The sequence below is a fragment of the Lachnospira hominis (ex Liu et al. 2021) genome (assembly GCF_014287955.1).
In the GTDB taxonomy this organism is placed as follows: Bacteria; Bacillota; Clostridia; order Lachnospirales; family Lachnospiraceae; genus Lachnospira; species Lachnospira hominis.
The window spans coordinates 218,605-231,844 of record NZ_JACOPD010000002.1 but is presented as its reverse complement, the minus strand read 5'-3'; the positions used below and the strand labels follow the sequence as shown (position 1 = coordinate 231,844).

The 13,240-nt window shown below is 32.7% G+C and carries 14 protein-coding genes and 1 other RNA gene; 13 read left to right on the top strand and 2 right to left on the bottom strand.

Features of this window, described 5'->3' with window-relative positions:
- Positions 1-6 precede the first annotated feature (6 nt).
- From rnpB to H8S01_RS03650, 4 genes are all read left to right on the top strand, one after another.
- Positions 7-366, top strand: an RNA gene (gene rnpB / locus H8S01_RS03665) — RNase P RNA component class A.
- 85 nt (positions 367-451) lie between these two features.
- Positions 452-1,228 carry a lysophospholipid acyltransferase family protein gene (locus H8S01_RS03660; protein WP_207723017.1) on the top strand — a complete coding sequence of 259 codons (777 nt, stop codon included), beginning with the start codon at positions 452-454 and terminating at the stop codon, positions 1,226-1,228.
- Complete coding sequence (locus tag H8S01_RS03655) at positions 1,228-2,076, top strand: glycosyltransferase (RefSeq protein ID WP_186836210.1); 849 nt, start codon at positions 1,228-1,230, stop codon at positions 2,074-2,076. The genes H8S01_RS03660 and H8S01_RS03655 overlap by 1 nt, the downstream gene beginning before the upstream one ends.
- Positions 2,069-3,904: a glycosyltransferase gene (locus tag H8S01_RS03650; RefSeq protein ID WP_021865435.1), complete on the top strand. Its 1,836-nt coding sequence runs from the start codon at positions 2,069-2,071 to the stop codon at positions 3,902-3,904. The genes H8S01_RS03655 and H8S01_RS03650 overlap by 8 nt, the downstream gene beginning before the upstream one ends.
- 54 nt (positions 3,905-3,958) lie before the next feature.
- Here the strand turns inward: H8S01_RS03650 and H8S01_RS03645 are convergent, their stop codons facing one another.
- A complete protein-coding gene (locus H8S01_RS03645) occupies positions 3,959-4,384 on the bottom strand; it encodes an aspartate carbamoyltransferase regulatory subunit (RefSeq protein WP_021865434.1) in 426 nt (141 codons plus the stop codon).
- Positions 4,385-4,463: 79 nt separating this feature from the next.
- Positions 4,464-5,378: an aspartate carbamoyltransferase gene (gene pyrB, locus H8S01_RS03640; protein WP_186836209.1), complete on the bottom strand. Its 915-nt coding sequence runs from the start codon at positions 5,376-5,378 to the stop codon at positions 4,464-4,466.
- A gap of 124 nt (positions 5,379-5,502) precedes the next feature.
- Here pyrB and trpS point away from each other — a divergent pair, with 124 nt between their 5' ends.
- From trpS to H8S01_RS03595, 9 genes are all read left to right on the top strand, one after another.
- On the top strand, positions 5,503-6,639 hold the full coding sequence (gene trpS, locus H8S01_RS03635; RefSeq protein WP_243204191.1) for a tryptophan--tRNA ligase: 1,137 nt from the start codon (positions 5,503-5,505) through the stop codon (positions 6,637-6,639).
- Between the two features lie 211 nt (positions 6,640-6,850).
- Positions 6,851-7,558 (top strand): LytR/AlgR family response regulator transcription factor, encoded by a 708-nt coding sequence (locus H8S01_RS03630; RefSeq protein ID WP_186836208.1) that lies wholly within the window; start codon positions 6,851-6,853, stop codon positions 7,556-7,558.
- Positions 7,540-8,775, top strand: a complete 1,236-nt coding sequence (locus H8S01_RS03625) for a sensor histidine kinase (protein ID WP_186836207.1) — start codon at positions 7,540-7,542, stop codon at positions 8,773-8,775. The genes H8S01_RS03630 and H8S01_RS03625 overlap by 19 nt, the downstream gene beginning before the upstream one ends.
- A 149-nt stretch (positions 8,776-8,924) precedes the next feature.
- A complete protein-coding gene (locus H8S01_RS03620) occupies positions 8,925-9,437 on the top strand; it encodes a hypothetical protein (RefSeq protein WP_186836206.1) in 513 nt (170 codons plus the stop codon).
- A 29-nt stretch (positions 9,438-9,466) separates the two neighbouring features.
- Positions 9,467-10,276: a hypothetical protein gene (locus H8S01_RS03615; protein ID WP_186836205.1), complete on the top strand. Its 810-nt coding sequence runs from the start codon at positions 9,467-9,469 to the stop codon at positions 10,274-10,276.
- 30 nt (positions 10,277-10,306) lie between these two features.
- Positions 10,307-11,158, top strand: coding sequence for a hypothetical protein (locus H8S01_RS03610; protein WP_186836204.1), 852 nt, complete (start codon positions 10,307-10,309; stop codon positions 11,156-11,158).
- Positions 11,159-11,752: a hypothetical protein gene (locus H8S01_RS03605; RefSeq protein ID WP_186836203.1), complete on the top strand. Its 594-nt coding sequence runs from the start codon at positions 11,159-11,161 to the stop codon at positions 11,750-11,752. It begins immediately after the preceding gene.
- A 16-nt stretch (positions 11,753-11,768) separates the two neighbouring features.
- Complete coding sequence (locus H8S01_RS03600; RefSeq protein ID WP_186836202.1) at positions 11,769-12,428, top strand: ATP-binding cassette domain-containing protein; 660 nt, start codon at positions 11,769-11,771, stop codon at positions 12,426-12,428.
- A complete protein-coding gene (locus H8S01_RS03595) occupies positions 12,397-13,191 on the top strand; it encodes a hypothetical protein (RefSeq protein ID WP_186836201.1) in 795 nt (264 codons plus the stop codon). Before H8S01_RS03600 ends, H8S01_RS03595 begins: the two co-directional genes overlap by 32 nt.
- Positions 13,192-13,240: the final 49 nt, after the last annotated feature.

The following is a 13,240-nucleotide window of genomic DNA, read 5'->3' as shown; positions in this document are numbered from 1 at the left end:
AGATATTGAGTAGTGCGGATAATCGCGGCTGCAATTGCCGAAAGGCAGCAGGTGAGGAAAGTCCGGGCTTCGCAGGGCAGGATGCCAGATAACGTCTGGTGGAGGTGACTCCAAGGATAGTGCAACAGAAATAAACCGCCTGTTTTACAGGTAAGGGTGGAAAGGCAGTGTAAGAGACTACCGCGTTGCCGGTAACGGCAATGGTCCATGTAAACCCCATCCGAAGCAAGTCCAAGAAAAAGCTATACGGCTGCCCGTCGTGCTTTTAGGTAGGACGCTTGAGTGTATCGGCGACGATGCAACTAGATAGATGATTATCACACATTTATATGTGGACATAACCCGGCTTATAGTGCTGCTCATTATAATAAATTAGTTATTAAAACATTTTACAGATGACAAAAATAAATATTTTCTTTCTGCCGGAAAATGAATTAAGGTATGGTTTGTTGTGAAAAAAAACAGGGTTATATATTATAAAGATGAATTGTCAGATGAGTTTTCGTCGGCACAGATAAAACCAATATCTATTGATGAAAATTACATTTATGACAGGAAAACAAAAGGGAAAATACTACATACATTTTGGTATAAGATTATTGCCAGACCTCTGGCATATATTTTTTTGAAAATAAAATTTGGACATAAAATTATAAATAAAGAAGTATTAAAAGGATATTCAGATAAAGGAATATTCATATATGGAAATCACACTAATGCTGCAGCAGATGCATTTATTCCAAGCATGGTGAGTTTTCCAAAAGATACATATGTAATTGTGCATCCCAATAATGTTTCAATGCCTGTTCTGGGAAAGATAACACCATATCTTGGAGCTGTTCCTCTCCCCGGAAATAAAGAGGCATTTGTGAATTTTACAGATATTATAGGGAAAAGACTAGAAGAAAAAGACAGCATTGTTATTTATCCAGAAGCTCACATATGGCCATATTATACGAAGATAAGGCCGTTTAAGGATATGTCTTTCAGATACCCGGCTCAGTATCATGCTCCGGTATTTTGTTTTACTAATGTATACAGAAAGAGAAAACTAAGAAAGACGCCGCGAATGATAACATATGTAGATGGACCGTTTATTGCTGATTCATTGATTCCGATTAAGGAACAGAAAGCATATCTTAGAAATAAAGTCTATGATGCAATGACTGCAAGAAGCAAAAATAATAATGTTGAGATAATAAAGTATATCAGATTGGAGAACGAATAATGATTAATGTATTATTCGCCGGTAATGATGGGGTTTTTGATGGTATACTTACATGTATGCTTTCAATATTTTTAAGAACTACAACGAAAGAGCCATTTACATTTTACATATTTACAATGGATGTAAGCCATATAAAGAGCAGCTATATTGCAATTTCGGAGGAAAAGACAGAATATCTTGATTCGATTGCCAAAAGCTACAACAAAGATAGCAAAGTGGTACGTATGGATGTAATAGAAAATTATAACAGAGTATTTGCGAATTGCCCGAATGAGCTTACATATTGTTCTCCGTACACACTTTTAAGACTTCTCGCTGACGAGATGGACGAGATACCTGATAAATTATTATATCTTGATGCAGATATTTTATTTAACAGGGACATAACACTTTTGTATAATCATGATATAAGTGATTACGAGTATGCTGCAGCAAGAGACCACTATGGAAAATATCTGATTAATCCTAATTATATTAATGCAGGTGTGCTTTTGCTTAATATGAAAAAAATAAGGCAGACAGGACTTTTTTCAAAAGCAAGAAAGCTTCTTTCAGAAAAAAAACTGTTATTTGCTGACCAGTCTGCTATCTATAGGAGTACAACAAAAAAGCTTATGCTTCCTCAGAAGTTTAATGACCAGAAGTTTTTACATAAGCATACTGTTGTAAGGCATTTTTCAAAGAGATTGTTTTATACACCGTATCCTCATACAGAAAATATTAAACAATGGCAGATTAGTAAAGTTTATCGAATATTTAGATATGATGCATTTGATGACATATTCTTTGAGTATATATTTTTAAAAAAGAAATTTGAAAGGGATATAAAAGGTAATACAAATGAATAGCAACATAATACCGATTTTCTTTGCATGCGATAATGGATTTGTAAAGTACACTATGGTTTCATTAAAGTCTCTTATGATGAATGCAGACAGAGACAGACAGTACAATATCCATATTCTGAATACAGGAATAGATGATGACAAGAAACAGGTCGTACTTGATATGGCAGATGATGTATTTCATATATATTTCAATGATGTAACAGAATATTTAAAAGAACTCGAAAAAAGACTTCCTTTAAGAGATTATTATTCATATACAACATATTACAGATTATTTCTTGCAGAAATGTTTCCGGAATATGAAAAAGCATTGTATATTGACAGTGATACAGTAGTGCTTGGAGATATATCAGAACTTTTTGATTATGATATAGGTGATAATTACGTCGGAGCTTCATGTGATCCGGTTGTTTCCCAGGCTGATATATTCGGTAATTATGCTGAACAGGTTCTTGATATTGACAGAAATCATTATTTTAATGCCGGAGTTCTTGTACTCAATATAAATCAGTTCAGAGAGCAGGATATACTCGGACAGTTTGTTGAACTGCTTCATGCATATACATTTGTTGTTGCACAGGACCAGGATTATCTTAATATTATCTGTAAAAATCATGTTTATTGGATAGATCCTAAGTGGAATAGTGAGACATTTGGTAAGCTTGCATGTGATGAGGAAGATATTTGCCTTATTCACTATAATCTTGCAGCTAAGCCATGGCATTATGAGGATTGCAAGCTGGCTAAGTATTTCTGGCAGTATGCAAAAGAGACAACTGTATATGATGAAATAAAAGATGTTCTTAATAACTTTACAAGAGAAGATGAGGAACAGGATAAGAAATACGGTGAAAATCTTTATAAACTTGCACATGATGAGATTCATAACGAGAATAATTATAAAAATATCTGCGATAGAAGTCAGATACAGTCCAAGCAGAGAAGAGAAATAGTTGAGAAAATAGAGCAATATGAAAGAGAAGGACGTTTCGATGAAGATGTTGAGGACGATCCACCTTCAAGCGTATTACTTCCGGAAGAGATAGATTATACATCTAATAAATTTTTGAAAAAATTCCGAACAAGATATGCATTTAAGTTTGCAAGATGGTATCTGAATTCTATGATAAGAGAAAAAAAGGTAATAATAAAAGGCTATGAGGGAGTGGAAAATTTTAAAGCTCTTAACAGTGGTGCAGTTATTACATGTAATCATTTTAATGCATATGACAGCTTTGCAATGGAGCTCGTCTATGACAAAGCACAACAACAGTCAAGAAAATTGTATCGTATTATCAAAGAAGGTAATTATACAAGTTTTCCGGGATTTTATGGATTCCTTATGAGAAATTGTAATACTCTTCCATTGAGCAGTAATATGGATACTATGAAGAAATTTATTTCTGCCGTAAATAAACTTCTGTCAGAGGGCAATTTTATACTTATATATCCTGAACAGAGCATGTGGTGGAATTATAGGAAACCTAAGCCTTTAAAGACCGGTGCATATAAGTTTGCAGCAAGGAATAATGTTCCTGTACTGCCGGTATTTATGACTATGCAGGACAGTGATATAATAGATTCAGACGGTTTTCCTGTTCAGGAATATACAATTCATGTTGCATCGCCTATATATCCTGATGCTTCAAAGTCGGAGCATGAAAATGCTATGATTATGATGAAAGAAAATTATCGTGTATGGAAAGACATATATGAAAAAGTATATGGTGAAAAACTCACATATACATGTGGTATGAATTTTGAAAATTCAGAATTTTATAAAGAATTTTTTAATGATAATGAAGAATTATCAGAACAGGTTGGTTAATAAAAAGCTCCGTCCGGTTGGTTATATGCCGGGCGGAGCTTTTTTGTATTAAAATTATCTTGAATATTTTTCTTCACAATATTTGCAGCGGTAAACCTGTTTTTCTTCGTCAGTAAGAATGAAAACATGGTCTAATTCCTGTTCGATAGAAGTAATACATCTAGGATTTTTACACTTAATTACATTAGTAATCTGTGTCGGAAGAGAAAGAGCTTTCTTTTCAACAATCTGACCATCCTTAATTATGTTTACTGTGATATTGTGGTCGATAAAGCCTAATACATCGAGGTCTACAAGATCAAGACCACCTTCAATTTTAATGATGTCTTTTTTGCCCATTTTGTTGCTGCGTGCATTTTTGATGATGGCAACACAGCAGTCGAGTTTGTCAAGTCCAAGATTATTATAAATCATCATAGATTTGCCGGCTTCTATATGGTCAAGCACGAAACCTTCATTTAACTGTCCTACGTTTAACATAAAATCCTCCTTGTTTTTCCGAAGGAAAAATCCGAGCTCCTGTGAGGAGAGGATTTGTCCTCCTTGTTTTTCCTTTTTGTTATTTATTGAGACCGAGTAAAGTAAGTATAAGAGCCATTCTTACATATACGCCATACTGAACCTGCTTGAAGTATGCGGCACGAGGGTCGTCATCAACCTCTACAGAAATTTCATTTACACGAGGAAGTGGGTGGAGCACATACATATCTTCTTTTGCAAGAGCCATTTTTTCCTTATTAAGTATGTAGAAATTTTTCATTCTAAGATATTCATCCTCATTGAAGAAACGCTCACGCTGGACTCTTGTCATATAAAGAATATCAAGTTGAGGCATTACATCTTCAAGTTTTTCAACTTCTTCATATTCAACATTATTTTCTTTTAAAGTATCAATTATGTAGTCAGGTACACGAAGTTCTTTAGGTGAAATGAGTATGAACTTTACATTTTTGTATCTGATAAGTGAATTGATAAGTGAGTGAACAGTACGTCCAAATTTTAAGTCTCCACAAAGACCAATTGTAAAATTGTCAAGTGAGCCTCGAAGCTCACGTATTGTCATAAGGTCTGTAAGAGTCTGTGTTGGATGCTGATGACCACCATCACCGGCATTGATTACAGGAATACGTGATTTCTGGGCAGCTACCATTGGTGCACCCTCTTTTGGATGACGCATGGCACAGATATCTGCATAACATGAAATTACACGGATTGTGTCAGAGACACTTTCACCTTTTGATGCTGAACTTGAGTTGGCAGAAGAAAAACCAAGAACAGAACCGCCTAAATTCAACATAGCGGCCTCAAAACTGAGTCTGGTTCTGGTACTTGGTTCATAAAAAAGTGTTGCTAACTTTTTGCCATCACATGCGTGGCTGTATTTTTGTGGATTATTTGATATATCTCTTGCTAAATCAAGTAATTCATTAAGCTCTTCCACACTAAAGTCAAGTGGGTTAAGTAGATGCTTCATAGTATGCCTCCTAATTTTTTTTCTGTATGCTATTCTACATGTATTTGCAAGATTTATCAATTGTTATTTTGAAATAATTGTGTTAAAATATATTTAATACGAACATTAAGAAGGGAGAGACGTTATGTCTAACAGCAGTTCTATGGGCAATGATAAAAAAAATAATAATCCTAAGATAATACTTACAGGTGACAGACCAACAGGAAGACTTCATCTTGGTCACTATGTAGGTTCTTTAAAAAGAAGAGTAGAGTTACAGAATTCAGGTGAATTCGATAAAATATTTATTATGATAGCGGATGCACAGGCACTTACAGACAATGCTGATAATCCGGAAAAAGTAAGACAAAACATAATTGAAGTCGCACTTGATTATCTTTCATGTGGGCTTGATCCTTCAAAGACTAATATTTTTATCCAGTCACAGATTCCACAGCTTACAGAGCTTACATTTTATTATATGAATCTTGTTACTGTATCAAGACTCCAGCGAAATCCTACAGTTAAGAGTGAAATTCAGCTTCGTAATTTTGAGGCAAGTATACCTGTTGGATTCTTTACATATCCTATCAGCCAGACTGCAGATATCACTGCATTCAAGGCAACAACAGTACCTGTTGGTGAAGATCAGGAACCAATGCTCGAACAGGCAAGAGAGATTGTAAGAAAGTTTAATTCTATATATGGTGAAACACTTGTTGAGCCGGATATTCTTCTTCCTGATAATAAGGCTTGTCTCAGACTTCCGGGTACAGATGGAAAAGCTAAGATGAGCAAGTCTCTTGGCAATTGCATATATCTTTCAGATACACCTGAAGAAGTAAAACGTAAAGTTATGAGCATGTATACAGACCCAGACCATATCAGAGTTGAAGACCCAGGTAAGATTGAAGGTAACTGTGTATTTACTTATCTTGATGCTTTCAGTTCAGAAGAAGATTTCAAGGAATTCCTTCCTGATTATAATAATCTCGATGAGTTAAAAGACCACTACCGCAGGGGTGGACTTGGAGATGTAAAAGTTAAGAAGTTCTTAAATAATGTACTTCAGAAGCAGCTTGAACCAATCCGTAATAAACGTCATGAATATGAGAAAGATATTCCGGGTGTATATGAGATATTAAGAAAAGGTACAGAAGCAGCATATGAAGTTGCACAGCAGACGCTTAATGAAGTAAAAGCATCGATGAAGATAAATTATTTTGATGATGCACAGCTTATCAAAGTTCAGTCAGAAAAATATTCCGGTATTGAAGATTAATTAATAGAAACATACATTTTTGAATTTACCAATTGTGGCAGGGTTCAGAAATGTATGTTTTTTTATTGATTATATACATTACATGCAATTGCATACATTTTATAAAAAATCAGACCCTTGAGTGCAATATTTTTTGTTGTTAAGATAAAATAAAATATTTTGAAGTTTTAGGACTGAAATATCCTGAATTCGTAGGAGTTTGGTAACGAAAATGTTAAGAATTGGTATATGTGATGATGAAGAACTGATTACAAAAAGACTGATGAGAATTTTATATTCATTAGAGAAAAATCAAAGTGAAAATTATGATATTGAAGTTTATACGGATAGCGTAAAATTATCAGAGAAATTATCGGCGGGGAAAAGATATGATTTGATTTTTCTTGATATTATGATGCCGGTAAAGTCCGGCGTCGAAGTTGGTAAAATTATAAGAAATGATTTGAAAGATAATATCACACAGATTGTTTTTATATCATCTGAAAATAAATATGCAATGGATTTGTTTGAAATAAGGCCTATGAATTTTCTGATAAAACCATTTGATGAAAATGACATAGAAAAAATTATGAAAACAGCAGCAGAACTAATAAATACGAATAAACATATTCTTATACTTGAAGCCAGAAAGGAACTGCTACGAATTCCGGTGAGTGAAATCCGATATATTGAAAGCAGCGGAAGATATATTATTGTTCATGACAGTGGTGGCGAATATAAATTAAAAGGAAAATTAAATGATATATATGAGCGTGTAAAAGGATTTGGATTTTTATTTATTCATAAATCATATATTGTAAATAATCTTTATATAAGAAAATATTCATACGATAATGTCGAGCTTGATGATAATGTAATTTTGCCGGTCAGCAGGCAGAGAAGGGAAGAAATAAAAAAATCATGCAGTATAGGATTGTAATTAATTTGGCAGTATGTGCCTTCAGCTGTTTTGTTGCAAATGATCTGGCGACAGATATATATGGAGAAAGATGTAAGAGGGTGCTTCTTAATATATTGACAAATGCGGTATATGTATTTCTTCTTATGGACATGATGTTATTTCCATATGCAATGATATTGTTTCCTGTTATAGTATTTTTTGGATTTATGGCATTGTCGGTAAATTATAATGTTGATAAAAAGAAAATGTTTGGTACAAATTGTGCTGTGCTTGTAGCACTTGTTGTCTTGTATACATTTACATATATGTTTATGAAAGGCTGTGATGATGGATATGAAACGTATATAATGTTTACAGCCATAGAGTATATAGTATTTAAAGCGTATCTCAAAATGAAAGAAACAACAGTAACATTTACCGGAATTCTCATAATAATAATACCGGTACTGTATTTTTCATTTACAATTTACATGTTAAATAATGCATCATTTAATGATAAAGAAAAGCTTGTAATGTTTTTTGTAATTGTTGTAATTAATATTCTGATGATAGTATTTTATAATGAATTTATAAAACAATATAAGATAGCTTTAAATAAAAAGGCAATGGTTGAGCAATATAATTCAATTAAAAATCAGGTCAGCACAATGGCGGAGACGAACGAAAAAATGAGAAGAATACGCCATGACATGAGGAATCACATGATTGTCATGGAGCAGATGCTTGATGATAAAAATTATGACAGATTAAAATTATATATGCAAAAGCTGGCAGACATTGCACATGAAAATGAGCAGAAAATTGATACAGGAAACATAGAACTCGATGCGATTTTAAATAATAAAATTAATGAAGCCCAAGATAGTAATATAAAAACAGAAACAGATATTACAATTCCAGCAGGGATTATTAAGGATGGATATGATATTGCGGTTATACTTGGCAATATTCTGGATAACGCAATCAGGGCATCACTTGAATGTGATGAAAAAGAAAGAAGTATTAATATAAATATAAAATATAATCGCGGAGTTATGTCAATATTGGTTATGAACGCATATGCCAATAATATTAATGTAACAAAAAACGTATTGCCTGTCACAACAAAAGATGATTCGTTTGAACATGGAATAGGACTGGCAAATGTAAGAAATACGGTTGAGAAATATCATGGTGAACTGATTATTAAAACAGAAAATAAGAAGTTTATTGCAGATATTATTTTGTATATATAAAGCAGTACATGATTAATCAGCGTGATATATTACATGCTAATTTTGACCACTAGACTGCTGTTTTTGACACTTTTGAAAAAATCCTCTTTTTTTATGATATGGTAATACCCGTAATCCGGATACAAAATTCTAATTAAGGAGGAAAACAGATGAGTTTGAAAAACTCAAAAATGACAAAAAGTACGAAAGAAAAGCGTAGTACAAAAGAAAAGTCTGGTGTGAAAAAAACACTCAGAACAGCAGTGATTTTATGTGCGGCAGTTGCAGCCGGAGTCAGTGCTGGGTCTTCAGGTAATATTGCGAAAGCAAATGGCGAGGATTATGAGGACTTTCTTTTTACGCATGGATGGGAAGGGATTGACTTTGATACATCACTTTGCTATTCAAAGGATAATGAATCTAATATGTTGGCTTATTGTATTAATACTAACTATCCGTTATGTATATCAGCAATTGGAAGTAACAGTGCTAACAGGAACAGTGATGACTGGACACTTTGCTCTAATTACAGCTGGAGGCATGTGATGAATTCTGGAGATACGTATTCTATATTGAATACTGTAAAACAGAAGGGATTTGCAAATGCAGGTCTTTTAGGTGAGTCTTATGAGGAGGATTATACACAATTTACAGTTATATTTAGAACTGATGCAGAGGAGTAATGTAACATTAATGGGGGATAGGTGAAAAGATGAACGGAAAAAATAATAGCCACATTAAAGAATTCAAGATGTTTGTTTTATTGGTTGTTCTGATTACTACATTTATATATTTATTATTTTGTAACAAATATATAAGTGTTTATTATGATGATAGACAAAATAATCGGGTTGTTGCTGCCAAAACCCAATACGAAAAAATAAAGCAACCCAATTATGATAAACTTGAATTTATAAGTAAGGAACAATTTTTTAAATACCAAATAGCTACTTTAAACAATAAGATTAATTATTATGAGTCAGTAAGCTGTTTATTGGCTGAAGAAATTAGAGTTGATAGTGCACAAATTGAACTTGTATGTGATATGATTCATAAAAACAATGATGAGGAAATATCGGGATTAGTGAATGTTATAGCTCATATTGTGTTGAAAAATAATGGTAAGTCAGGACTATGTAATGTGAAACCCAAATTAAGGATATTGATGCGTGAAGGAATTTATAATGATAAATTAAATGATAAATTCAAACTAATAGACATGAAATTTGATACAGATATAGAAGGATATACTTTGCCAGAAATTGATAATAGTAGTAATAATCTTAATTCTGATATGGGTTATGTAAGAACCGATGATTGGAAATCGTTTGCTTTTCGCGTATACATCGAATCTAATAGCGAGATATCATACACCTGTGTGTTCAGAACGCCTAAAGAGTATGCAGATGATGAGAACCTCGTTATTGGAAACGATGATTCACATGCCAGCAGGAGATGGGATGGCGAAAAAGAAGTAACATATGATAATGGAGGGTACAGAATATACATTAACAGACAATAAAAATGTCTGAGAATAAATGAGGAGAAAAAAGTGAAAGAAATATTCAAGATAGAGTGCATGAGGGCATTTAGAAATAAAAAATTTCTGCTCATGGCATTGGCAGGATGTCTTATTGCATTACTAGACCTGGTAGGAACTTCGTGGCTTGGAGGTGCAATAGACCTGGCACAGTGTGCGGAGAAAATTGAGCCGGGGTACACGAATGTATTTGAGTCAAATGCAGTTGTGACATCTTTGTACTTTTGGATGCCAAATCATGGAGATGTCAGCAAGTATTATTATGTTTATAAAGTTCTGATACCTGTAATGGCGGCAATACCATATGGTTCATCATATGTCGAGGATAAGAGGAGCGGATTGATTAATCAGCTGATTTTAAGATGTAAAAATAAAAAAGATTATTATATTACGAAATTTATAGTTACATTTATAAATGGAGGAACGATTGCGGCAATACCGATTGTGGCGAGCCTTATTATAAGCATGTGTGTTGCACCATGGGGTATTCCTGTGTATTCGGTATCATTTTATTCAGTTGGAAAAAGAGCAGTGTTTGCAGAACTTTTTTACAAACATCCGGAATTGTACGTGATAATTTACATAATATATGTATTTATATTATTTGGACTGCTTAATTGTCTGTGTCTGACAGTTGGATTCTTTGAAGAAAATAAATATGCAGTGATACTTGTACCATTTTTAGTATATTATGGCAGCAGCTTTATTATGAAATATTTATTTGGCTCAACGGCATCCTTGATGACAACATCAGGAATGATGCTGTTGTATAAAGACATTGCTGTATATGTGGCAGTTCAGATATTTATAGTGTTTGTGGTGGATTTACTGTTTTTTATGAAAATAAAAAAGGATGTAATTTAGATGAAGATAAGAAAAATAATTGTGTACTTATGCGTGTTTGCTGCGGCTGCATCCATTTTTACAAGAATAATATATGTTAATAAAGTATATCCGTCAGTAAAAATACATAATTACAATATTGGTGATACGGTTAATACAGATGAATATCAGATATGTTTGGATTCAGTAAAAGTTTATGAAAAAGCAGAGTGGGAAAATTATATAGACAGCACACAAATCGGCCGTGAACGTGATTCGTACAAGGCGGATGATAAAGATGCTGCATTAAAAATGAGATATAATCCGGATGAAGATTATAAGGTCATAGAGACAGAATTGTTGGTGAAAAATATTTCAGGTGAAAGAAAAACAGCGGTAATGGGGCAGTTGTGCAGTGTTAATGGAATTATGCAGAAAATGATGATGAATTATTATTATACAAGGCGTTTACAGCCGGAGGGAAAGATTGATTCAATAGTAAGGACGATAGAGGCTGGCGAAACACAGAAATGGAAATGTTATTATGTAGTTAATAACACAGATGAAGAATTATTTTTTGAATATATAAAAGTAGGGCAAATAAACAGAATAAGTCTGAATCTGCATAAATCCTGAAAGGAGTGGTGATTTAATGCAGATTGAAATATCGAATTATACAAAAAAGATAAAAAAGAATATTTTATTATATAATATAAATATAAAAATGGAAAGCGGTAAAATATATGGGATGTGCGGAAGAAACGGAAGCGGTAAGACAATGCTTATGAGAGCAATAAGCGGACTTATAAATCCGGATGAAGGATATGTTAAAATTGGTGAAAAAATAATTGGAAAAGATATATCATTTCCTGAAAGCATAGGGCTGCTTCTTGAATATCCGGGATTTGTAAGAAAGTACAGTGGTTTTAAAAATCTCAAAATGATTGCTTCGCTTAAAGGCATTGCCGGTGATAACCAGATAAAAAATACTATGATAAAAACAGGACTTAACCCGGAAAATAAAAAATCATTTGGAAGCTATTCTCTTGGCATGAAACAGAAGCTTGGAATAGCATGTGCAATAATGGAAAATCCTGAATTGATTATTCTTGATGAACCTGTAAATGCATTGGATGAATTCAGCATAAAAAATATAGCCGGTATTATAGAAGAACAGAAAAATAACGGTGCGTTAATAATTGTATCAGCACACAGTAAAGAACTGCTTTTGTCATTTTGTGATGAAATATTTTATATGGATGATGGACGGATAATAAAAAATGAAAAAATACAACAAACTGATAATATATAATTTAAAATGCAGTTTTAGAAATAATATTTTTATATATTTATTATTTGTAGTTCTTATTTTATTATCGTGCATTTATCTGAAAAATGGCGTAATGCATGGAAAAAGCGTTGGGGCAGGAGATTATTATTTTAATATTATAAAAGGCGTAGAAAAAATAGACAGCAATAATAAACTAAAAGAAATCCCTTTTATATATCTTGGTTTTGCAATATTTATTTCATATATTACAGGACAGATTCTTGAAAATGAATGTAATAAAATATTCATCATATATGCAGGAACAAGAAAAAAGTGGATTTTATCTAAAATAACAGCAATATTTATCAATATTGTTTTTATGTATATGACAGCTGCAATTATATGTTTTATGTCTGGAAAACGTAAAATTACTTTCAACAGTGAATTATTTGAAAAGTATTTTGGAACAGATTATTTTATTCAGAATAATGAGAATAAATTTTTGTATATATTAGTGTTTTTTGCCGCACCAATAATAGCTTCATTTGCAATAAGCATGGTTCAGACCTTGTTTTCGCTTGCTGTTAAAAATGTGGCAGGTTTTATTATATCAATGATTATATATATAATTTCAATTTTTGATATAAATATATTTTTGCCTGGAAACGGATGTATGGCTCAAAGAAGCAGTCTTTTTATGGAAAATGGCTTGTCAGTGTCCCAGGTAATAATTATAGATATTATAATAATTGTTATTACTTTGATTATCCAGTTGAAAATAATCAGTGTAAAGGATATATTATAGTTATTAAAAATTATAGTTTACATTTTTGCGTTGCGAAAACTGGCAGATG